Source organism: Dyadobacter sp. HNCC25DJ186 (genome assembly GCF_056895235.1).
Map to the genome: position 1 here is coordinate 284916 of NZ_JBXHAS010000002.1, position 24876 is coordinate 309791.

Here is a 24876-nt window from a genome sequence, read left to right on the forward strand (position 1 = left end):
TAATCCTGATCAAAGTCTTTTAAGAATGAAGCACACCGGCAAGATTTTGCAGGTCATTGAAATAAATGGAAGCCAGATTATTCCAGTCAAGTCCCAGACTGTAATTTCTTCCCATTTGTGACATGTGCCCCTTCAACTCAGGATTGTCCAGAAGAATCAGGATTTTCTGAACGTAGTCAGTTTCGCTTTCCGGATCACATTTGAACCCGTTTTCTCCCTGACTGACTAAATCCGCGGAGCCGCCTCCGTCTGCGATCACGCAAGGAAGTCCGGATGCCATGGCTTCCAAAACAACGTTTCCATAAGTTTCCGAAATAGATGTGAAGACAAAAATGTCGCTGGAAGCATACAGGTTGGCCAGCTGATCATGCGGTAAACTTCCTGTAAAAAGAGCATTTTTCATCCTGCGCTGACAGGCTTCTTTTGCTGTTCCGTCACCGGCAACGATAAAATTATATTGCAAATTATTGACCTGGCAATGGTTATAGATCCGGATAAGTGTTTCCAGATTTTTTTCCCAAACCAGCCGGCTGGCAAAAAGAATAGTTGGCAAATTGTTACCTGTGATGGATTGTGCAAAACCGGAATCTTTTTTTGTCGGGGAAAATAAAGAGGTATCAATCCCTCGTTTCCAGAGTTTGATCCTGCCTGGCTCAATACCTTGTTGCGTAAGCTCCGATGCCATCGTTTTTGATGGAACGTAGATGATCTCACAACGGTTGTAAAAACTGTTTTGTGAAGCGGCCACTTTGTTTTTGGCAAGTCCGATCAGGAAGGGCACCTTGCTTAAATAATAATCAAGATAGGCAATGAAATGGGTATGGTAAATAGTCAGTACAGATATGTTTTGATCTTTTGCATAGTCCAGCGCAAAATGTCCAAGCGGTGAGGGTGTGGCAATATGAATAACATCCGGACCGAATGTTTTAAGCTCGTCATTCAGGCTTGTTTCGGCGAGATAGGGTAATGCCATCGTATAATTCTTGTTGAATGGCAGGGTGACACTGGGAATCACAACACATTTGAAACCATTGATTTGCGCCGGACCTTTTCCGCAAAAGAACAGAAATTCGAATTCATCTGAAGGAATTCGCCTGATCAGTTGGAACATAGTACGTGAAGCCCCGTCGAAATCTTCAATTAGAATTTCAGCAAAAAACGCGATCTTGATTTTTTTCATGATGCAATTACAACTTTTTAATCAACGTTATAAAGGTAAACTTGGGTATAGGCTATTGAATAATAGAAATGAAATCTTTACAATTCCTTAACATGCAGGAAATCAGAAAATGCTTATTCAGATCAGATAACTGACAAATATATTTAAGCATAAAAAACGAGGCTGCCGTTTCTGGCAACCTCGCATAATCATTTTTTTTTAATTCAATAATGCGACTACCAGCCAGGATTCTGACCTAATGCCGGGTTCCGGGTACGATCTGCTTCGGGAATTGGGTAAAGATATTTTTTGTCTGCCCATTCGCGTTGGCCTGGATTCCAGATCAACTCGCCTGATGTTCCTTTGGATAACTGGATACGTCCAACAGCTGATGAAGGCGAAACATCAACGAACGCAATACCCGCGGTTGAAGAAGTTGGTTTCGTTCCCTGGTAAAAATATACATCATTTTTACCATCGCCGTTCAGGTCAAATTCTCCTAATCCTGGTACATACATCCCATTCAGAGGTGCAGTCTGGAACAGGTTACCTAGCTTCCATCTTCTCAGGTCATCCGGACGAAGACCTTCAAAAACCATTTCTGTACCTCTTTCTCTAAGTACTTCGAGCAATACAGGATTACTGAACTTATTTGCGAAGAAAGATACCATGTAAGGATCGGCAGTCGTCGGAACGGTCGTCAAAGTAGCACCAGTGATACCCGCTCTCTTACGAAGCGCGCCGATTGTGTTGGTCCATTCGGTAGCCGTCATTCTGTCCAGCTCAGCCAATGCTTCTGCTTTATTCAGAAGAACTTCTCCCCATCGCATCACGATATGCGCGTTGTCGTTGCGGCTTTCATCATCAAAAGGAAAACGCTCGTCGTAACTCCATTTGATTGGCTGATAACCTGTGTAAGTTTGACTAAAATTCGGTGGCGAAATAACGGGTATTCCATTTTCAGTACGCGTGTAGTCGCCGGTGCGGATGGTTTGTTTCAAACGCAGATCACGGTTTTTCACTTCTTCTACAAATGGCGTTGTCTCATAACCAGTATTGCTGGTAAATGGCGTTCCGTCCAGATTCAGATAAGTGTTGACAAAACGGCGCGTCAGGCTTGGTCTGTTACCATAAGTCGGGCTGATAAAGCGGCGGTTGGCCGAGCTGTAAACCTGCAGGCTCGCGTTTAAGGCAACTGAAAGGATTGTTTCGTCCGTGTAAGCCGTTTTCGTGATGAACATTTCACGGTAAGCACGATCAGGTACGCTGGTATGCAGCGTATATCCCGTGATTGCATTTGCTTCTTTTATTACCTCTTCATACCAGACGTTAGCGGTCGACTGCTTATTATCCTCCGTATGATATTTCCGCCACGACGCTTCGAATAGTGCGATACGGGTTTTATATGCACGGGCTACGTTTTTTGTAATCCGGGTTACAGAAGCGTCGGATGTCAAAGAAATATTTTCGATCGCATAGTCAAGATCGGCAAGAACTTTGTCCATTACTTCGTAACGGCTCATGCGGGAACCGTACAATGCCGCCTCATCTTTTACGTCGATCGTCTTGTCGATCCAGGGCACATCACCGAATCTTTTTACTTTGTCGAAATAAAACAAAGCCCGGAAGAAGCGCGCCGTACCCATATAATGATTCTTGGTTGGTATCGTACTTTTTTCTGCGTTTTCAATAAAATAATTGATGTTGCGCAGTTGTACCCAGTTCCAGCCGGTGCTGGTAATCGGACTTAGTGCATTGACAGCCAGGTAGTCGTCCACACCATTACGGGCAACGAGGTCAGAGTTGTCGTCGATCTGGAACACGCCGACATCTGTATTGGGCAGCAAGTCGTAAAACGAGCCAACATAAAGTTCCAAACCACTTTCTGAGCCAAAAACTGCTTCGTTGGTAGCAGTATCTATCGGCACCTCAGTGAGGTCGCATGAGCTGGCCATAGCAAGCAGCATAACGGCCAAAGTATAACTGATTATTTTTTTAGTCTTCATAAATTCCATTAAAAATTAAGTGACAATCCGATTGACACAGATTTTAGCATTGGGTAACTGTATCCGTCACCGCTTCCGCCGCCGCTTAGATCGCGGTCAGATCCGTAAATACTGGTTACGTCTGTATCACGGGTCCATTTATAGAGCGGAGACCATGTCCATAGGTTTTCGCCGGAAATATATACTTTCAGGTCGCGGGCATGAATTTTCGAGGTAAGACGCTCTGGAATTGTGTACCCTACTTGCAGATTTCTCAAACGGATATAACCAACGTTCTGCATGAAACGGTCATTGTTCACTTGCAGGGTGCGGCCTGTGCCTTGGGCTATATAACCAACAAGACGTGGGAGGTAAGCATCGAAATTTCCCAGCTCCTCGCGATACATATTGTCCTGCTGCCAGCGCGGATAGGCGTTATAAGGACGGTTATATTGTCCCCAAAAACGCGCTTCAGCCGAAGGGTACCAGTTTTGTTTAATTACGCCCTGGAAGAAACTACCTACGAAGAACCCATTCCAATCACCTGACAGGTTCACGCCGTAGGTGTAACGAGGTTCAGAATTACCGATAATGGTTTTGTCACCTGAATTTCCAACACGGTTTAAGCCCTGATAAATGATATTATCGCCATCAAGATTTTCGAATTTGATGTCACCAGGGTAATTTTTCCGGGTGTTCGTGTTCGGGATGTTGCTTTGCGAGGGAGAGTTAGCAATTTCATCTTGTGATCTGAATAAACCTGCAACTTTGTATCCCCAGATTTCACCTACACGCTGGCCTTCATAATAATCAGTCAGGTTTTTGTCCGGGTTATTATATTTGGTAATTGTCGCTTTGTAGTCTGCCAGTGTCAAACGCACGTTGTAATGGAAGGGCTTGGAAGCCATATTGAATTGGTCATCCCAGTTGATGGAAAGTTCCCATCCATTGGTTTTCAGGTCAGCGTAATTACCAAAGGGAACAGCCGTACCATAAATAGCAGGAACAGTCGGCCCAACCGTGAACATATCCGTTGTTTTGCGCTGATAAATATCTCCTGAAAATTGAAGACGGCTATTCAGGGCGTTAAAGTCGAGACCAAGGTTAGCGGTTGTAGAAGTTTCCCAGCTCAAACCGTCAGGCACGACACCTGGCTGGCTGGTCGTTTGCGGACGGATACCATTTATCACGCGGCCCGACTGCGCAATGTTGAACTTCTCGTTGAATGCGTAAGGATCAATGTTACCGTTACCCAACGATCCATAAGAAGCACGAACCTTCAAATTCGAGATCACTTTCGGGTCAACCTTCCAGAAAGGCTCCTCAGATACGCGCCATCCGGCTGATACGGACGGGAAGAATGCCCATTGCTGATCGGTTGGGAATTTGGAAGAACCGTCATAACGTCCGTTCACTTCAAGCAGGTAACGCTCACGGAAGTTGTAATTTAAACGGAAGAAACCACCTGCAACAGCCCATTTTTTGTAACCACCCTTTGTTGTAATACTTTGTCCCAGCGCGAGATTGATATCGTCAGCGCCGCTGTAAACGATACCGTTGCGTTGCGCACCCAGGTTGGTCGTGAGTGACCGCTCATAATTGAAACCACCTAACAAAGTGAAATTATGTGTGTTGTTAAACGATTTTACATAATCTGCGTAAAAATTGGTGGCCAAATAGTTGATCGTATTTCTTTCCTCCGCAATATCGTTTGTATTGGTACCAGTGTAACCTGTGATACCTTTGGTGCGGCTATATGGAACCTGAACACGATTTTGCTGGGTGGCCAGGTCTGTGCTCTGGAACGTCATGTTGGCTTTGATGGTCAGTGCCTTTTCGAAGAACTGCGCCTTCATAGCCGTCTGGTTTTTCATAAAACGCTGCGTCTGGTCTATTGCATTACGTCCATAGTAGTAGTCGCCCACGGTATAAGCGGCAGAGAAGGAAAGCGTTCCATCCGGGTTTAGCAAGGGAGCCAGCGGGTGGCCTTCGTCGGCAATGTTACGGTAGATACCGCTTCCTTCACCTACGTTGATCGGCTGATGGTACTTCATTTGTGAGTACTCAGTATTATTGTCAACGCGTAACCAAGGGGTTAACTGCACACCACCCTTACCACGGAAATTATACATGCTGTACTTATCCGTGTTGTAACGGAACAAACCATCCTGATTATTGAAACGACCACTCAATAGATAAGTAGCCTTGTCGGTACCGCCCGCAATAGAAAGCGCGTGATCCCGGGCACTAAGTCGTTTTTTATACAATTCCTTATACCAGTCGGTGCTGTTATAATATTGGTACTCGCCCGTAGTTGGATTTACTTCCACTTTTGGCAGCGACGGATCCTCGTATCTTCTCTTGATCTCGGCCAGGTAGGCAGGGGAGAAACTGATGGTTTTATTGATCGCAGTCGGTGTGCTTCCGTTGTCGTTCCAACGCGACCATGCGTCGCTAAAACCTTGTGCCCATGGATAGGAATCTACAATATTATCAGGTACTTCGGTAGGCGCTTTAATTGAGTAATTCGCCGAATAGGAAACCCTCATTTTTCCCTCAGGAGCTGGCTTTGTCGTGATGAGCACCACCCCAAATACCGCACGTGCTCCATAAATTGAAGCGGAAGCAGCATCTTTCAGTACTGAAATACTTTCAATATCCTGCGGGTTTAGCATACGCGGATCCCCTTCAACTCCGTCGATCAGGACGAGGGCACTTCCCTGCTGGCCGATCGAGGTGGTACCGCGAACGTTGAACTTCGGCGATTGTGTCGGCTTGCCGTCGAACATCCTGATGTTCAAATTAGGCACAACACCCACTAGACCTTGTGCAAGGTTAGGAATCGGGCGATTTTGCAGAACTTCCTGTCCAACCTGGTCTACAGCACCGGTCAGGTTTACTTTCTTTTGCGTACCATAACCCACAACCACCACTTCATTCAGTGATTTGCTGTCGGCTTTTAAGGGCACATCAATAGTACCGCGTGTGCCTGTCGCAATTTCCTGGCTCAGATAACCCACGTAAGAAAATACCAGAATAGCACCACCTTCCGGGATTTCAAGAGTGTAGTTACCACTGGCATCGGTAACGGTACCGGTTTGGCTTCCTTTGATTACAACGTTCACGCCTGGGATCCCTTCGGGTGTGTCGCCGTCGGTTACCTTTCCTTTGATTTGTCTTTCAGCATTGGCAATCTTTACAGATTTGGCTCCGGTTTTCAGGTCGGTTTCAAAAGGTGTTTTTGCCCAGCCTGTGCCGCTGACCATTGCGATCAACGCCAATCGGGCAACCGATTTGGATAAGGGGCCCGTGAATGCGGACATCCTTTTGTTACATCGATACATAGGAGTAAATTTTTGGTATGGAAAATAATTAATGGGTTTGAGGCGGCGAAATTAGATAATCCTGTTAATCCGAACTTGCCGGCGAAGCTTATTTAACAATATGATAATTTCCGAAAGCCGGGAATGGGATTTAAGGTTTTCCGAGAAGTGCAAGTAGGGCAAACCTTTGTTAATTAATTATTTATGGAATAAATTGTAATAAAAAAGTTAAAGCGCATATTTAGATTTTTCTAAGTTTGTTAGCTAGAAGTCTGAGCTTTTGGAGGTTAGGGTATATACTTTTGAGGAGCTCTTATGGACACAAACTATCGTCGTTCATGTTGCGGGAAATCCGGTACAGATTATACACGGAGCCTGTTAATTAATCGTTAAGTTGAACTGAAATCATAAACAATTTTTGATATTGCGCGCTGCACAATCTTTCAACATTTTATCCTGATGGAAAATATCTTTCAAAAATTAACAAGTACAAATCAGAAAGTTCTGGTTATTTCTTTTTCGATCGCGCTGGTTTTTCTTAGCCTTAGTATCTTTATTTTAACAGTAAGCAAGTCCTTTGCTTCTTCAAAGCCATACCCGGACAAAAGACCAAAAATAGGTTTAGGAGTTCATGGGTCTTATGTTTATTATTTTGGAGAAGATGAAAAGTTGTATCGTATGCCGGTTAACAAGGCCATCGATTAGTTGTAAAATTCTTTGGTCAGATGGTATCAATAGCAAAAGTGGATCCATTACTCATTAATAGAGGCCAATCCTGATGAAAAACAATGATTTTAATTCTCGCGGATGACGAGTTTTGAGGTTACATCAGAAAATAGAAAACTTGTTTAAAATATATTTTAAGACGATCTTAAGAATTATTTAAGATCGTTTATAGGCTCGCACCTTTTATTTTGTAGCGACAGTTGGTATCAATCTGTTAGATTTACATTTGTCTCGAAAAATTTAAAAGTAAAGTTTATGAGAATCCTGATCGTAGAAGATGAAATCGGAATACTGAATTTTCTAAAACAGGGTTTGGAAGAAGAATCTTATGCGGTGGATACCGCGTCGGAAGGTAAAATGGGCCTGGATATGGCACTTACGGGCGAGTATGATCTTTTATTGATAGACTGGATGCTGCCTGGTAAAAGTGGCGTAGAGATTTGCCGTGAATTCCGAAAACATTTTGCAAAAACGCCTGTCATATTTCTTACTGCTCGGGATACCGTTCAGGATACTATTTTTGGATTACAATCGGGCGCTAACGATTATATTAAAAAGCCGTTCAGCTTTGATGAGCTTTTAGAAAGGATAAAGGTACAGCTGCGTCCTGCAACAGGAGAACAAGCCGAATTTACATTAGGCCCTATCCGCATTGATACCCAGTCGCATCAGGTTTTCAGGGGAAATGAAGAAATAAAACTTACACAAAAAGAGTTCGGACTTTTGGAATTTTTACTTAGAAATAAGGGAAAAGTTTGCCGCCGGACAAGGATTATCGAAAGTGTCTGGGACATACATTTTGAATATAACACAGGCGTTATCGACGTGTACATCAATTCTCTCAGGAAAAAACTCAAACTTGCCAAAGAGGAAGACTACATTCAAACGATTCGGGGTATAGGCTATATTGCAAAAGAGATCTGAAAAGGAAAATGATGACTACTTCTTTCAAAAATAAGATTGCCTTCAACTTCACGCTGAGTACCGCGCTTCTTGTAGCCCTGATATTTATTGTGATCTATCATATTGTAAGTCTTACTGTTTTTAGCGGTTTAGAAAAAGATGTAACATTCCAGGCAGAAAAACATTTTTTTGAAGTTGGTGTGAAGAACGGCGTTCCTTTTATTGCTGACAAGGAGGAATGGTTTGAAAGGGAGCATCGAGAGCTGGAAGTTAATCCGGTATTCGTGGAAATAACGGATGAAAACGGCGTGGTGATCGAGAAGTCTCCAAACCTGAAACAGGATTTATTAACCGCTGATTTATCTCAAAAAAATAAAGAGATTTTTCAGACAAAACTGAAAGGACGTGCCATTGCCCAGATTCAGGTTGCACTACAAGAAAATGGAAAATTGGCGGGATATCTCATCGTTGCCATCCCAATCAATGAATCTGAAAAGGTTCTGGATAATCTTAGAGTGGTGTTGCTGACTGCCTTCCCGATTGTATTGTTTGTTCTGTTTTTAGTGACAAGATTTATTGCGGGTAAGAGCATTCAACCGGTACTGAGTGTGATCGATACAGCAAGTAAAATTACCAATGAAAATCTGAGCGCGCGTGTGCCGATCCCGGCAGGAAAAGATGAGTTAAATAAGCTGGTGGTTACGATTAATGATCTGATGGACCGGATCGAAAGTGCTGTTGAACGTGAGAAACAATTTACTTCCGATGCCTCCCACGAATTACGAACGCCTCTGGCAGTCATTAAAGGAACGTTGGAGGTTTTAATACGGAAGCCAAGGTCAGCTCAGGAATATGTTGACAAAGTTGCGTTGGCGATCAGGGAAATAAACAGGATCAGTTATTTGGTCGACCAGTTGCTGCTTTTAGCCCGTTTTGAAAGCCAGAAAAATGCAATGGATCATCAAAAGGTGGACTTGTCTGAATTGACCGCGTCGATTCTGCAAAGGCAACACCAGCAGATCATGGAGAAATCACTTGCAATAAGTCTTGAAAGCGACAATCAAAATGACGTATACACAGATCCGTATATGATTGATATCATTATTGAAAACCTGATATCAAATGCCGTTAAATATTCGATTCATAATGAAAGTATTAAAATTGTAATCAGGAAAACCAACGATTCCATATCGTATGTAATTATTGATACGGGTATCGGAATAGCCGCCGAAGAGATAGGCAAAATTCAGGAGCCGTTTTACCGTGCTAATCCCTTGGAACACCCTCAGATTAAAGGAAACGGACTGGGACTTTCCATCGTGAAAAGAATGTGCCAGCTTTTGGAAATCAAATTTAGTATTAGTAGCAGGCCGGGGCTGGGCACTACTGCAGGATTAACTTTTCCTTTATAACCGTCACAGACGCTGCTACCCGGATTCTTATCAGTGCGCATGGATAACGTGATCTATGCAACTTAATGTTTTTTATATGTAATTCTACTTTGGGATTCGTCATGATATTTGCTGTCGTGAAAGGGACGAAGTATAATTAATCATTGAGTGTGCAGATACCGCATTCGTTTTGCTGAAAATTTGATTCAGGGTAACAAAATCTTAAGGCAACCTTAAGATAATCTTCAGGAAGCGCTAAGGCAGCCAGGCCTACATTTGAAATGTCTTAGGGACGATAAATTAATTAGCAAAAGTTATGAGCCAAACAGATAACGCGGAAAACATCAACCGCCACGAATTTTTAAGAAAACTTGGTTTTGCAGGGTCAGCTTTGGCGGCAGTCTATTTTGGAGCTAATCTTCAATCCTGTACCAATGATCGCGTAAGCCCTGCACCTACAAATCTGACGCTGGATTTGAGCGCTTCCGAAAACGCAGCCCTGAAAAATAATGGCGGATATGTGATCAAAGACGGCGTTGTGATCGCTAAGAGTAATACCGGTGCATACATTGCTGCGACACTGACATGCAGCCACGAAGGGAAAAGGGAGATCATTTACCAAACGGATCATTTTTACTGCACTGCACATGGTGCCAAATACGACAACAATGGAAAGGGGCTGAACGGCGACGGGAAAAAAGGAATAGCCGTCTATACCACCAGTCTGACCGGAAATATTTTGACCATTACAGCCTAATTTTTAGCAGAATGAAAATACGCTTAGCCATTGCAATGGCCATGATCAGTTCGTGGGCTTATGCACAGGACGATTTATTAAAACAGCTGGATCAGATTCAGGATTCGGCGACAGTATATAGCGCGGCAACTTTCAAAGGAACGCGGATCATCAACGGGCATTCCGTGGAGACGGTGGGTAAAAACAATATGGATTTCATTATTTCCCACCGGTTTGGGGCCGTCAATTCCGGAGCAAACAATTTCTTCGGGCTGGATCAATCGCAGATCCGGCTGGCTTTGGAATATGGAGTCACGGATCGTCTGATGATCGGCATTGGCAGAAGCAGTTACCAGAAAACCATTGACGTTTTTGCCAAATATCGTTTGCTCAGGCAGTCATCGGGTTTTAAAAACATGCCGGTGTCAGTGACCCTTTTTGCCAGTGATGCCCACAACGCAAGCACTTCATCAACAGAACTTCCTTTTTACACCATCGTGCAGCGGCAGACCTACACTTTCCAGGCATTGATAGCCAGAAAGTTCAATGAAAGTCTGTCGTTGCAGTTAATGCCAACTGTGGTTCACCGTAATCTGGCAGAAAACCAGATCGATGCCAACAATCTTTATACGCTGGGAATGGGAGGCCGTTATAAACTGACCAAACGCACTTCGTTTAACGTCGAATACTGGTACACGCCGGAAAGTTTTGCCGGTTCTACGCAGAGAGATCCAAGCTTTACGAATACGCTATCACTGGGTTTTGATATCGAAACAGGTGGCCACGTATTCCAGCTTCACCTGACAAATTCAAGAGGAATGATCGAGAAACAGTTCATTGGACAAACAACAGGAAAGTGGAACAGCGGCGATATTTTCTATGGCTTTAACGTGGCCCGGACATTCAGTTTTGACAAAAGTAAAAAACGCAAATCCAGTGGATACTAAAACATTTAAAGTGATGCTGGTGCTGATGATCAGCCAGCTCCTTGCTATTACCTGTAACGGACAATTGTACATGACCAAAACCGGCGAAACCAGTTTTTTCTCCGAAACACCGCTTGAAAATATCGCTGCGGTCAACAAACAGGTTTTGGTAATTCTCAATACTGCCAACGGCGAGCTGGCGATTAAAATGCAGCAGCGCAGTTTTCATTTTCCCAATAAACTCATGGAAGAACATTTTAATGAGAATTATATGGAAACCGAAAAATTTCCGGCGGCGGTATTTACAGGGAAAATAAAAGAACCGGTTGATTACAGTAAAAATGGGAGTTACACGGTTTATGTTGAGGGTATTATGGATATGCACGGCGTAAAGCAGAAACGCACTTTGAAAGGGCAGGTGATTATCACTGGTGGACAGATATCGCTGCTCTCCGATTTTGATGTAAAACTGGCAGATCACAAAATTGAAGTACCGTCGCTGGTGATCACGAAGATTGCAGAATCTATCGCGGTGAAAAACAAATTTGTTTTATTACCAAAAAAGTCTGCTTAATGCATTAAAAATTGTCAGTAAGAATCATAACTTATTTAGTTACCAAAAAATTAATCTGGTTGAAAAAGTCGATTTCCATATTGTTGCTTGGCATATACCTGTTTTCGAACTTTCACCTGGTCGAGCTGGTAAAGATGCCTGTGCTCTTAGAGCATTATGACCAGCACAAAAAATGGAATGAAAAATCTACTTTTCTTGAATTCTTATTCTTGCATTATCAGGATTCTTTAGCTAATCACTCAGATTACGATCTGGATAAAAAACTTCCTTTCCTATCCGGTCAGGATCATACCGCGATCTGGATCGCGCCTGTCTTATTGAAGCCGACATTTATCTTTCAGCCAGCTGCATCGTATCGTCCGGCACAACGTAACTGTGTTTATGTTACGGCACTGGCGGTTTCTTGCTATTTATCCGGAATTTGGCAGCCTCCAAAGTACTGTTGATCCTCATTTTTAAAGAAGTATGCATTCAAGTGTTCGGCATTTACTGCATATCCATTTTTAATTTTTCAGATTAACAATACAATCCATGCTTAATAAAATAATAGGGTTTGCAGTCAGCAACAAACTGATCATCGGACTACTAGTCGTGGCCCTGATCGGTTACGGAAGTTATGAGCTCACGCGTCTCCCGATTGATGCCGTACCTGATATTACCAATAACCAGGTGCAGGTCATTACGATTGCACCATCTTTCGGCGCCACGGATATCGAAAGGCTGGTTACTTTCCCAATCGAGCAGGCCAATAACAACATCTCCGGTTTGAAAGAAATCCGGAGTTTTTCGCGGTTCGGTTTATCTTTGGTAACCATCGTTTTTGACGACGATGTCGATATATACTGGGCCAGGCAGCAGGTGTCGGAGCGACTTTTGAAAGTGCAGAATGAAATCCCAAAGGGAATCGGTACGCCTGAGCTGGGGCCGATCAGTACCGGACTGGGTGAAATTTATCAATATGTGGTTCGTCCCAAAGAAGGTTACGAACACCGATACAACGCCACCGATCTGCGCACGATTCAGGACTGGATTGTCCGCCGTCAGCTGCTGGGCGTTAAAGGCGTTGCAGAAGTGAGCAGTTTTGGCGGAAAGTTGAAGCAATATTCTATCGAGATCGACCAGCAAAAACTTCTGGCTTATGGCATCACCATCAATGATGTTTTTACCGCATTGGAAAAAAACAACGAGAATACCGGAGGCGCCTATATCGAAAAGGGCCCGACCGTGCTTTACATCCGGAGCGAAGGTTTGGTGGAAAACCTGGAAGACATTAAAAATGTTTCTGTCAAGTCACTCGCTGACGGGCAGCCATTGTTTATCCGCGACGTTGCGGAGGTAAAAACGAGTTTCGCTACCCGGTATGGGGCCATGACCTACAACGACAAAGGGGAAGTTTCCGGTGCCGTGGTGATGATGCTCAAAGGCGCGAACAGCAGTGAGGTGATCAAAAACGTAAAAGAACGTGTGGCCCAGATCCAGCAAACGCTGCCGGAAGGCGTGGTCATAGAGCCTTTCCTGGACAGAACCAAAATGGTAAACAATGCCATTGGAACCGTTGGTAAAAATTTGCTGGAAGGTGCGCTGATCGTGGTTTTTGTGCTCGTGCTGTTTCTGGGAAATTTCCGGGCCGGTCTGCTCGTAGCTTCGGTGATTCCGCTCGCGATGCTTTTTGCCGTGATTATGATGAACACTTTTGGCGTAAGCGGTAACCTCATGAGCCTCGGCGCGCTCGATTTTGGATTGATCGTCGATGGCGCAGTGATCATCGTTGAGGCGGTCATGCACCAGATCACACACAATAAAAAGTTTGCCGGCCTCACGTGCCTCACCCAACAGCAGATGGATGGAGAGGTGAATGAATCCGCCGACCGGATGATGAACAGTGCCGTTTTCGGCCAGGTCATCATCCTGATCGTGTATCTGCCCATTTTTACTTTACAGGGTATTGAGGGTAAAATGTTTAAACCCATGGCACAAACCGTTGCGTTTGCTTTGTTGGGCGCATTCATCTTGTCGCTGACCTACATCCCGATGATGAGTGCTGTGTTTCTGAGCAAAAAAATCAAGACGGAACCCGGTTTTTCGGACCGGATTATGGACAAGCTGGCAATGAAATACCGCCATGCGCTTGAACGGGTAATCCGTTATCCCAAAATAATCCTGGCATCCGTGCTGATCCTTTTTGCATCCGCTGTATACCTGCTTACCACGCTCGGTGGAGAATTTATTCCGGCTTTGGAAGAAGGCGATTTTGCAGTAGACACCCGTGTGCTCACTGGTAGCAGTCTCACCACCACCATAGAAAATACCACCAAAGCGGCGCATATTCTTAAAACCCAATTTCCGGAGGTTTTAAAAGTGGTTACCAAAATAGGCAGCGGCGAAGTCCCCACCGATCCAATGCCGATGGAAGCCAGTGATATGATGGTCATTTTAAAAGACAAAAAGGACTGGACGTCGGCGAAAACTTTTCCCGAACTTTCTGAAAAAATGGGCGAGGCACTTAAAGAAGTACCGGGAATAACAGCCGGGTTTCAGTTTCCCGTGCAGATGCGTTTTAATGAGCTGATGACCGGCGCGCGCCAGGATGTAGTTTGTAAAATTTTTGGCGAAAACCTGGATACACTGGCGCTGTATGCCAGGAAACTTGGCGTTATGGTGAATCAGGTCGAAGGCACGAAAAATTTATACGTAGAATCGGTGTCAGGTATGCCACAAATCACGATCCGTTACAATCGCAACGCGCTGGCCCAATATGGCCTTGATATTTCTGCTGTCAATAAAACGGTCAACACCGCGCTGGCTGGCCAAAGTACCGGTATGGTTTTCGAAGGCGAAAAGCGGTTTGAACTCGTGGTCAGGCTTAGCGGCGAACGCAAGAAAAACCTGGAAGACATCCGCAACCTGCTGGTGGCCGCCCCGAACGGGACACAGATACCACTTTATCAACTTGCGGAGGTAATCATTCAGGATGGACCGAACCAGATCCAGCGCGAGGATGCTAAAAGAAGAATCGTTATCGGATTTAATATTGGCGGAAGGGATGTGCAAACCATTGTGAATGAGCTGCAAACAAAGGTAAACCAAAATCTGAAACTTCCGGCGGGGTACTATGTAACTTACGGCGGTTCTTTCGAAAACCTGAATGCTGCCAAACAGCGGCTGATGATCGCCGTACCGGTGTCGTTGCTGCTGATTTTTGTGCTACTGTTTTTTGCTTTCAATTCGGTGAAAGACGGGCTGCTGATTTACTCAGCCATTCCGCTTTCTGCCATTGGCGGGATATTTTTTCTGGCACTGCGCGGTATGCCGTTCAGTATCAGTGCCGGAATTGGTTTTATTGCACTTTTCGGTGTGGCCGTTTTAAACGGAATTGTGCTGGTGGCCGAATTCAACCGGATCAGAAAAGAAGAACAAAAGGATATCAGAGAAGCCGTTCTGGTAGGGACCCAACATCGGCTGAGGCCTGTGCTGATGACGGCATTTGTGGCGTCACTGGGATTTTTTCCGATGGCGATAAGTGCCGGCGCAGGTGCAGAAGTGCAGCGGCCACTGGCTACGGTTGTCATCGGTGGACTTCTGGTCGCAACCTTTCTCACACTTTTTGTGCTGCCGGTGCTCTATCTTTTTTTTGAAAATGGTTTTAAGTTTAAATTGAATGGAAAAGCGAAGTTGGTATCGGTACTGATGCTGACCTTGTTACTGCTAAATACTCCGAGCGTTTTTTCTCAGCATAAAATGGATCTGAAAACAGCTCAGGAGATGGCGTTGGCGAATAATCAAAATCTGAAAACGGAAAAACTCAGGACAGAGTACCAGAAAGCGCTTGTAAAAACGGCAGTCGTTTTACCGCAAACAGGATTCCAGATCGAAGCCGGGCAAATCAACAGTTTTTATACCGACACGCGTTTTAACATCTCGCAATCATTCAGTTTACCGGTTGTTTACGCAAAACAAAAAACACTTTTGCAACGTGAACTTTCAGGAAGCGTTTTAAATGTAGCGGTGCGGGAAAATGAACTGCGCAGAAATGTTGCACAGGTTTATTATATGTTTTTATACCAAAAGAAAAAGGAAGCATTGCTGATCTCACTTGACAGTCTGTATACCGGATTTTACCGAAGGGCACAGGAGCGGTTTGACAAAGGCGAAAGTGATGTTCTCGAAAAAACAACCATCGAAACCCAGCTGGCAGATATCAGAATGCAAAGGCAGCAGCTGGAATCCGATTTGAGTTTGTCCAGATTGCAATTTCAATTGTTAATAAATTCATCGGAAAATTCAGAGCCGCAGCAGGCTGAATACCGTTACCGTTCAATTACAGCGATTGATTCAGTTAATCTTGACAACCATCCGCAAATGCGGTTGCTCCTGCAACAGCAACAGATCGCGGTTGCCGGGATTGATGTAGAAAAATCTAAACTTTTGCCGCAGCTGAATATTGGCTACAACAACATGAGCATGCGTGGCACGGGTGCGGACGATAAAACTTACGGAAGTGGCCAAAGATTTCAGTCGGCACAGATCGGTGTGGGGATTCCCATTTTTGCAGGTGCGCAGAAGGCAAGGATCAATGCTGCCCGGATCAATGAAGAAATCAGCCGTCAGACTTATCAGGCGGGTGCGCAGGCTTTGAAATCACAATATTTTTCGGCCTTGGCAGAATACCGTAAATTTCTGACATCGGTTCAATATTATGAAACGACCGGACTCAATAACGCCGCATTGATCACCATAACGGCCAATCAGCAACTGTCGGGCGGAAGCATCAATTACCTGCAATGGGTACAGCTGATCAACCATGCCACTGCAATCCGAAGCCTTTACCTGGACGCCCTGATGAACCTGAATAGCAAAGCCATTGATCTTGATTATTACCTCCAAAATTAAACCTGCCATGACCAGATATTTGATATATGGCCTAACTTTTTGCCTGTTTTTGGCTTGTTCGAAAAAGGCTGAAAATGAACCTGCAACAACCGAAAATAATACAGCGTCCAATGTGGCATCACTGAGTGAACAGCAAATTCAGAATGCGGGGATTAAAACGGCCGTGCCGGAAAAAAGACAGGTTTCTTCGGTTTTAAAACTCAACGGGAAAATTGATGTGCCACCGCAAAACCTGGTGTCGATCAGTGTGCCGCTGGGTGGATACCTGAAAACGACCAGACTGTTGCCGGGCACGCGGGTGAGAAAAGGGGAGGTGCTGGCGGTGATGGAAGACCAGCAGTATATCCAGTTGCAGCAGGATTACCTGACGGGCAGGGCCAGGGTCGATTACCTCGAAAGTGATTATTTGCGCCAGAAGGATCTGAATAAAAGCAAATCGAGCAGTGATAAAATCTTCCAGCAGGCCGAATCCGAATTTCGCAGCCAGCAGGTGATGATGAAATCCTTGCAGGAAAAACTGAAACTGGCAGGCATCAATCCGGATAAGCTGACGAAGGAAAACATATCCAGGAGCGTCCGTATTCATTCGCCTATTAACGGTTATGTATCCAAAGTGAATGTCAATATTGGCCGGTATGTCTCACCTACGGAAGTGCTTTTTGAACTGATCAATCCTACGGACATCCATCTCGCGCTGAAAGTTTTTGAGAAAGATCTGGATAAAATAAAAATTGGTCAGCAGATTCTGGCTTATACCAACAATGCGCCGGACAAAAAATACCAGTGTGAAATAATTCTGATCAGCAGGGATTTATCACCGGAACGGACCGCAGAAGTGCATGCGCATTTTGAAAATTATGAGCCGGGACTGCTTGCCGGCATGTTCATGAACGCCGACATCCAGCTCGACACCCGTTCGGTGGTCGTACTGCCTGATGATGCCATTGTTACTTATGAGAATAAACAGTATATTTTTATTCCAAAAGGAACGGGCAAGTTTGAAATGAAAGCGGTGCAGACAGGTACTTCGGAAAATGGCTTTACAGAGGTTATTTCAAAGGAAAACATTGAAAATCAGCCCTGTGTGGTCAATGGCGCGTATTCACTTTTAATGTCTTTGAAGAATAAATCGGAAGAATAATTTTGTAAAAAGCCAAACCCAAACCTTCACTTTGTGAAACGACCATGGTCAGTCTAAAAAACATTCAAACGGAAATTGATGCAGGTTTTCTTTACGGAATTCTTGCCAAAAACGAGGCCGACGAAAATGTAGCCAGTGTTTTCAGGCAGATGAGTGAAATAGAACATGGCCATGCGCTGGCATTTATGGCAAAAAATGGATTGCATTTGTCGCAATTGCCGGGCCCTTCTGCCAGAGCAAAAATCCTGAATAGAATCGGTAAAGTTTTTGGTTACGACTATATTCTGGGGGTGCTGCTGGATACCGAGAAGAGCATAGCATCGTCGGTTGCCAGCGCAAGAAGCAAGAACAGATCTGCCAGTTCTATCTCGGATACGGCACATGTATCGATATTAAAAAACATACTGGAAAATAACCCCAAGGTCGCCGGATCGGCCTTGACCAGATTTGAAAAACGACACCGGTCGGTGGGAGGTAACGCGCTGCGCGCAGCGGTACTTGGAGGAAACGACGGTCTGGTTTCGAATTTTAGTTTGGTGATGGGCATAGCGGGTGCTGCCATCGGGCAAAAGGAAATACTGCTTACCGGGATGGCAGGTCTGCTGGCAGGAGCGTTGTCCATGGCTTTGGGCGAATGGATTTCAGTGAAAAGTTCGCAGGAACTCAGCGAAAATCAGATGCAGCTGGAAATGGATGAACTGGAAACGAATCCGGAAGGTGAGGAAAGAGAAATTGCGCTCATTTATCAGGCCAAAGGAATCCCGGCGGAGCAAGCCCGGAAAATGGCCAGTGAGATCATGTTGAATAAGGATAACACGATGGCGATCCTGATCAAGGAAGAGCTGGGTATCAATATGGAAGAACTAAACGGCTCGGCGATGGAAGCTGCGATTACTTCATTTTTGCTTTTCTCGGTGGGCGCGATCATTCCTGTGGCCCCGTTTTTCTTCCTGAGCGGGACACCGGCGATTCTGGTAAGTACCGTTTTTAGCGCGTTGGGATTGTTTCTGATTGGCGCCGCTATTACGTTGTTCACTGGAAAAAGTATCTGGTTTTCGGGATTCCGGCAGGTGCTTTTTGGGCTTGCAGCAGCGGCCATTACATTTGAATTTTGAATTAATAGGTGTTTCAGTAGCAGGTTAAGTATTTTCAATTTTTCACCATAAAACTCCCTGATCATGTTCAAAAAAATTGCACTCGGTTTACTTATCATTCTGATTATCATCCAGTTTATCAAACCCGAAAAAAATCTTTCCGACGACCAGTCGCACAATATGGCACTGAAATATCCGGTTTCCGGTGAAGTAAAGGAACTTTTGAGGGTGGCTTGCGATGATTGTCACAGTAACAAAACAGCGTATCCATGGTACGTCAATATTCAGCCTGTTGCCTGGTTTCTGGACCGTCACGTGCAGGAGGGAAAAAGAGAGCTAAATTTCTCTACTTTTACCAAACTTCCCATTGCCGTTCAAAACCACAAATTTGATGAGATCATAGAAATGGTGGAAGAAAAGGAAATGCCGCTGGAATCGTATACTTTTTTTGGACTACATAAAGAAGCCAATCTGACCGCTCAGCAGCGGGAGCTCATCATCACCTGGGCACGGGAGCAAATGACGATGCTGAAGAAGGAATATCCGGCTGACAGTCTGAAAATGAAAAGACGGGAGCCGGTGATTTAGGGAATTCAGGGATTTTAAATACTTCAATTAAAGATTATATTTAGGTGTTTCCATAACAATCGTCCGGATAGAAACTAAGTTTGGTTGTTTGGAAACACCTTTATACCCCCTTTTTCTGTCCATTAAATTGCTTCGGTTTCTGGTTATTGTCAGCAAGTTCCACAATTTCCGATATTCGTTTTTCTCTCGTTTCCACTCTTTTGGCAAGAACGAGCCACTGTAATATGTTGCGTTTATCTGACCTGCTCAGACCAGCGAAATACTGATTCGCATTGGGTCTTTTTTGCAATTCCTTATCAAGGTCAGCGGGGATGATAAGTGCTTCTGCTTCGTCTAAAATTGTCCAGGAGCCGTTTAATTTAGCCTTTTCTATTATTTCAAAACCCGCTTGCGTCATAAGATTTTCCTTTATCAAACGATCAATTTTATTCTTATTCACTTTTGACCAAACGCTGTTTTCTTTCCTTCTGCTGAAAAACTGCATAAACCTTTCATCGTCAAGCGGTTTTGCTTTGCTGTCTATCCAGCCAAAACAAAGCGCCTCGTCGACTGCTTCGCTGTATGATACGGACGGTTGATTTGATTTCTTCTTGTAATATATAAGCCAGACAGACTGTTTTTTATCATGGTTTTCATGAAGCCATTGACGCCATTCTTCTCTGCTTTTTGGGCAAAAAGTTGCGGTCTCATCTTCCATTTTATCTTTTTGTTTTTGCATCGCAATTAGTTACTAGTGATTCAAATTCAGCTTACGATTTGTGGAAGGCGTCTTCGTTTTTTTAATTTGTATTCCGTTGGAAGCATGTTGAACTTGGTCTTAAATGATTTTGCAAAGTAATTAGGAGCAGTAAAGCCGGTCATATAAGATATCTGAGAAATGCTTAAATCGCTGTTTTCCAACAATATCGCCGCTTTTTCAAGTTTGATGGAACGGATAAATTCAATGGGAGTTTGTCCGCTCATTTCCAGTACTTTACTATAAAGTGTTCCGCGACTCATACCCACATGTCTGCTTAAACTCTCAACGCTGAGTTGTGATGTATGAAGATTGTCTTCGATGTAGGAAAGCATGTCTTTAAGCAATTTTTCCTGACTTGATTCCATTTGTACCGGCTCGTCAGAAACTTTGATCTGCCTGGAATATACACCTTTTAAAAGCCGGTTTAACAAAATGAGATTATTGATTTTGGCGTTCAAAATCTCGAAATTAAAAGGTTTTGTCAGATAATCATTGGCCCCTGAATTAAGTCCTTCAAGCTGCTGCTGTTCACCATTTGATGCCGTAAGTAAGATGATCGGAATATGTTTCGTCCTTTTGTCCGCTTTGATCTTCTGACTTAACGTGATCCCATCCATTTCCGGCATGGCGATATCACTGACGATCAGCTCCGGGTGATGGCTCAACGTTTTTTGCCATCCTTCTTTTCCGTTATTTGCTTCGATCACATGATAAAAGGGCATGAGGCTTTCTCTTAGATAATGTCTGAATTCTTCATTGTCTTCAATAATCAAAACGCTGGACGGGTCTTCAAGATTTGGTTTTTCTTTTTTAATCACTGCCATATCCTGACTGGGAGAAGGCGTTCGGAGGTTGTCTGAGCCATATTGGTCAGCTGGTGAAAGCGGAATGGAATTTGTCACAATAGGAAGCCGGACTATGAACGAGCTTCCCAAACCTTGCTGGCTCTTGACTGTTATAGTTCCCTGATGCAACTGAACAAACTCACGCACGATCGAAAGCCCGATTCCGCTTCCCTGATTCAGGATTGACATATCGGTGTCATCCTGAAAAAACCTTTCAAAGATCTTCTCATGATTTCCTTCCGTAATACCCACGCCGGTATCTGTTATCGAAATGATCAGCCAGGACGTGTTTTCCGGAGAATCCTGCCGCGAAATTTCCAGTTTTACTTCTCCTCCTTTGGGTGTAAATTTGAATGCGTTTGAAAGCAGATTGAAAAGTATCCGTTCCAGTTTTTCCGTATCAAAATCCATGTACAACATAGGAATGGCACTTTCAATTTTAAATTGAATACCTTTTCTGAACGAAAGGTCGCTGAACTGTTCACAAGTATCTTTGATAAAAAGGATAGCATCTTTTGTTTCAAGATTTAGTTTTACTTCCTGCTGCTGCATATTTTTTATATCCAGCAGCTGGTCGACAAGATTGAGCAGTCTTTTGGCATTTCTCTTAATCGCCAGGACCGGTGAATTTAATTCGGTCGCTTTTGTTTTGACTAATAAATTTTCAGTAGGTGCCAGAATTAAGGAAATTGGCGTTCTCAGTTCATGACTTAGATTGGTGAGGAACTTGATTTTTTGTCTGTCCAGTTCCTTCGCCTGTTCAGCCTCCGCATGTTTTTGCTGCTCTTTGAATTCTCTTTGAAGTTTTTGAATACCCCGGCGGCGCATTACAAATACAATTCCGATCGGCGTCAGAAGATAAAAGATATAGGCATAAATGGTCAGATAAAACGGAGGTTTTACATGGACATTTATCGAGGTAGTCTGAGGATTCCAGTCGATACCATCACTGCTTGCCTGTACTTCAAATACATAACTTCCAGGGCTCAAATTGGTATAACTGGCGAAATTATTAAGTCCGGTTTCATTCCATTCGGGTTGCATACCCACAAGCCTGTGCCGGTAATGCATCTGTCTTGGATTGGTATAGTCCAACGCGGCATAACCGACCGAAAAATTCTGTTTGTAGTCTAGATTTATCGTTTTGGCAACAGAGATGTCCGCATCTATAAAATTTGAATCTGCCGGCGTAATGCTCCGGTTACCAATCCGCAGATCTTTAAGGATGATCGGTGCTATATTTTTTCCGCCAGGCAAACTTCGTGTGTCGATATAGTTGAATCCGGCAATTCCACCAAAAAACAGGATATTGTCGGACGTCCGGATACCTGAACCCAATACAAATGTTTTATCCTGAATTCCGTTGTAAGAGCTGTAATTGGTAAATTTTTTATTTTTCGGATCAAAGAAACTGATTCCCTGATTGGTACTTACCCAGATGCGTCCCTGATCATCTTCGAGTATCTTGTTGATGACGTTGCTTGCCAATCCTTCGTTTTCTCCGTAGGAAATAAATTTTTTTGAACGTTGATCAAAAAAAGCGAGTCCCTCTCCAAATGTGCCAACCCAGATATTTCCTTTTTTGTCTTCTATCAAAGAAGAGACGATATTGCCTGGAAGATTGCTGGATTGTTTGTCCAACAAAATGGATTTTCGTTTGACGGGATCAAACACAGCCACGCCAGTTCCATGTGAGGCAATCCATATTTTCCCCTTGCTGTCCTGTAAAATATCCCTGATATACCCATTGAGCGGAACGATCCGCCGCGAAGCTGGACTTGACGGATCGAAATATCTTTCAAAACGTTTTGTTTTTGGATCAAACAAATGGACGCCGCCACCATTGGTACCTACCCATAACTTGCCGGATCGGTCTTTTTCGAGACAAAAGATTTCATTATTGCTCAGGCTGGATGAATCTTTCCCGCGGATATACTGCTTGTAGGCACCTGTATTTGGATTCAACTGGAACAGGCCGTCCTGAAAAGTACCTATCCAAAGGTCGTCCTTTGAAGCCAGTTCGAGCGTCAGAATCGCCAATCCCGAAGCGGCATTCCTGTTTTGGGGATTGATCACAAATTTTCTGAAAAGATTTTTCTCCCGATCATACAAATTTAGTCCTCCGCCATCTGTGCCGACGAACAGATCACCGGATGAAGTTTCGGCGAACGAGGTAACAAATGGTGCGTTCAGTCCAAACGGATCATTGGTATCCGACCTCTTTAATCCAAAAATAGCCAGATTTTTATCGTACTTATTGACTCCGCCTTTGTAAGTGCCCAGCCAACAGATACCTTGATTGTCAATTAATAAACTGCGAACCGATTTATTGGTCAAACTAAATTCAGTTCTTGCATCCGGTCCATAGCGTTGAATATTTCCTTTACGGGTATCAAGAATGTTGAGTCCGGCGTCGGTTCCTATCCAGATATTGTGGGCGTTATCCAGCGTGATCGCAAAGACCATATTGGAGCTCAGAGAATTTTTATTGCCCGATTCGTACTTGAAGTGCTGTAATATCTGCCCGTTTGAATTAAGCTTTAACACGCCGCTATATGTACCTACCCATAAATTGCCATCCTGATCTTCGATGAGAGATTTTACAGTTCGGGAACCCGTTTCATCCGGTAAAGCCTGGAGATAATTAATGTATTCGTTGTCTTTCCGGGAAGGATCAATTCTATACAGACCATTTTTCGAGCCAACCCAAACTCTTTGTTTACTGTCGATCGCAATGCTTAATATCAGTCCTTTCGAAATCTCGTCGGGAATGTTTGGTATTGAAGAAAATGTGCTGATCCGATGACTTTTTGCATCTACGTTAGCTAATCCACTGGTCGTTCCTACCCACAGTTTCCCTTTTGCATCGCTGCTCATACTGGTAACACTGTGTGGAGATGGGATGCTCAGAAAAGAATCTTTTCGTCTATCATAATAGTGCAGTCCACCTTCAATAGTTCCAACCCAGATGCCGCCCGTCCGGTCCTGATGTAAGCTCGCAATATCGCTGGATTTTAGTGAGGTTGAATCCAGTTTATTATGCCGATATACGGTCACATCAGTTCCGTCAAATTTATTGAGACCATCATCTGTTGCAAACCACATCAGCCCGTAACTATCTTTTAAAATGGCTGTCACCGTATTGGACGACAACCCATCCATGGAGGTAATCGACGTGAACTTCGGTTCCGGACGCTGAGCTTGTGCTGTACACAGGGTAGTACAAATGATAACCAGCAAGCAGGCAAAGCAGTATAAAAAATTGATTGTTAAGCGCATTGATATGTTTTAATTAAGAAGCCAGCCAATGTTGAGACAATAGTATTTCAGTGTGCGTACAAATAGTGTGAACAGGCATTGCGACTAAAACGATTCCGCCGACAGGTCCACAGCAACATTCTACATGCGAAAAACGGTATTTTAATCCTAAAAATGCAAGTTTCTCCTTGAATACGGCATTTTTTTAATGGATTTGAACATTTGTAGCGGTAAAATGAACAAATCTGCTCACAGTTGACATCGCCGCCATGTTACATTTGTCGATAATTAATTAAATAATATCTGGGAAAAATGATGAACCTGGTTAAGTGTTAACTCAGGTTTATCAATGCCGGTTAAAAAATTACCCTTCGATGCGAAATCGTATGTTTGGGAATTTGAGAACTGGAATAGTGCCACAATTAAATAATGTCAAATTGACACTAATTGATCGTTAAAACCAAATGAAAATGTTCGTGAAAACCTTATCTAACCCAAATTTTATGACATGCCACTGCACCAATTGAAACATTTACCGGAAAGTATTTTGATGCTTCAAATATTAAATGACTACCATTTAGTAGGTACAACTCAATCA

Annotated in this window: 16 protein-coding genes; 11 read left to right on the forward strand and 5 right to left on the reverse strand. The window is 43.8% G+C overall.

Going from position 1 to position 24876, the window contains the following annotated elements:
• Positions 1-19: 19 nt before the first annotated feature.
• The 3 genes from AC1XUO_RS06120 to AC1XUO_RS06130 form a co-directional block, all read right to left on the reverse strand.
• Positions 20-1180, reverse strand: a complete 1161-nt coding sequence (locus tag AC1XUO_RS06120; RefSeq protein ID WP_483328886.1) for a glycosyltransferase family 4 protein — start codon at positions 1178-1180, stop codon at positions 20-22.
• 215 nt (positions 1181-1395) lie between these two features.
• Positions 1396-3165 carry a RagB/SusD family nutrient uptake outer membrane protein gene (locus AC1XUO_RS06125; RefSeq protein WP_483328887.1) on the reverse strand — a complete coding sequence of 590 codons (1770 nt, stop codon included), beginning with the start codon at positions 3163-3165 and terminating at the stop codon, positions 1396-1398.
• Between the two features lie 8 nt (positions 3166-3173).
• Positions 3174-6467 (reverse strand): SusC/RagA family TonB-linked outer membrane protein, encoded by a 3294-nt coding sequence (locus tag AC1XUO_RS06130; RefSeq protein WP_483328888.1) that lies wholly within the window; start codon positions 6465-6467, stop codon positions 3174-3176.
• 459 nt (positions 6468-6926) lie between these two features.
• Between AC1XUO_RS06130 and AC1XUO_RS06135 the strand changes: the two genes are divergently transcribed.
• From AC1XUO_RS06135 to AC1XUO_RS06185, 11 genes are all read left to right on the forward strand, one after another.
• Positions 6927-7172 carry a hypothetical protein gene (locus AC1XUO_RS06135; RefSeq protein WP_483328889.1) on the forward strand — a complete coding sequence of 82 codons (246 nt, stop codon included), beginning with the start codon at positions 6927-6929 and terminating at the stop codon, positions 7170-7172.
• A gap of 276 nt (positions 7173-7448) precedes the next feature.
• Positions 7449-8117, forward strand: a complete 669-nt coding sequence (locus AC1XUO_RS06140) for a response regulator transcription factor (protein ID WP_483328890.1) — start codon at positions 7449-7451, stop codon at positions 8115-8117.
• Between the two features lie 8 nt (positions 8118-8125).
• Positions 8126-9508, forward strand: a complete 1383-nt coding sequence (locus tag AC1XUO_RS06145) for a sensor histidine kinase (protein ID WP_483328891.1) — start codon at positions 8126-8128, stop codon at positions 9506-9508.
• Positions 9509-9803: 295 nt separating this feature from the next.
• A complete protein-coding gene (locus AC1XUO_RS06150; protein WP_483328892.1) occupies positions 9804-10244 on the forward strand; it encodes a Rieske 2Fe-2S domain-containing protein in 441 nt (146 codons plus the stop codon).
• An 11-nt stretch (positions 10245-10255) separates the two neighbouring features.
• Positions 10256-11170, forward strand: coding sequence for a DUF5777 family beta-barrel protein (locus tag AC1XUO_RS06155; RefSeq protein WP_483328893.1), 915 nt, complete (start codon positions 10256-10258; stop codon positions 11168-11170).
• Positions 11160-11723 carry a YceI family protein gene (locus tag AC1XUO_RS06160; RefSeq protein ID WP_483328894.1) on the forward strand — a complete coding sequence of 188 codons (564 nt, stop codon included), beginning with the start codon at positions 11160-11162 and terminating at the stop codon, positions 11721-11723. The genes AC1XUO_RS06155 and AC1XUO_RS06160 overlap by 11 nt, the downstream gene beginning before the upstream one ends.
• 59 nt (positions 11724-11782) lie before the next feature.
• Positions 11783-12169, forward strand: coding sequence for a hypothetical protein (locus tag AC1XUO_RS06165; protein ID WP_483328895.1), 387 nt, complete (start codon positions 11783-11785; stop codon positions 12167-12169).
• A gap of 85 nt (positions 12170-12254) precedes the next feature.
• On the forward strand, positions 12255-16613 hold the full coding sequence (locus AC1XUO_RS06170) for a CusA/CzcA family heavy metal efflux RND transporter (protein ID WP_483328896.1): 4359 nt from the start codon (positions 12255-12257) through the stop codon (positions 16611-16613).
• Between the two features lie 7 nt (positions 16614-16620).
• The gene (locus tag AC1XUO_RS06175; RefSeq protein WP_483328897.1) at positions 16621-17754 is read left to right on the forward strand and encodes an efflux RND transporter periplasmic adaptor subunit; all 1134 of its coding nucleotides are present in this window, start codon (positions 16621-16623) and stop codon (positions 17752-17754) included.
• Between the two features lie 44 nt (positions 17755-17798).
• Complete coding sequence (locus AC1XUO_RS06180) at positions 17799-18869, forward strand: VIT1/CCC1 transporter family protein (RefSeq protein ID WP_483328898.1); 1071 nt, start codon at positions 17799-17801, stop codon at positions 18867-18869.
• A gap of 63 nt (positions 18870-18932) precedes the next feature.
• Complete coding sequence (locus tag AC1XUO_RS06185) at positions 18933-19436, forward strand: heme-binding domain-containing protein (protein WP_483328899.1); 504 nt, start codon at positions 18933-18935, stop codon at positions 19434-19436.
• Positions 19437-19536: 100 nt separating this feature from the next.
• Here the strand turns inward: AC1XUO_RS06185 and AC1XUO_RS06190 are convergent, their stop codons facing one another.
• Together AC1XUO_RS06190 and AC1XUO_RS06195 are read right to left on the reverse strand one after the other, a co-directional pair.
• A complete protein-coding gene (locus tag AC1XUO_RS06190; protein ID WP_483328900.1) occupies positions 19537-20154 on the reverse strand; it encodes a YdeI/OmpD-associated family protein in 618 nt (205 codons plus the stop codon).
• Positions 20155-20180: 26 nt separating this feature from the next.
• Positions 20181-24299, reverse strand: a complete 4119-nt coding sequence (locus AC1XUO_RS06195) for a hybrid sensor histidine kinase/response regulator transcription factor (RefSeq protein WP_483328901.1) — start codon at positions 24297-24299, stop codon at positions 20181-20183.
• Positions 24300-24876: the final 577 nt, after the last annotated feature.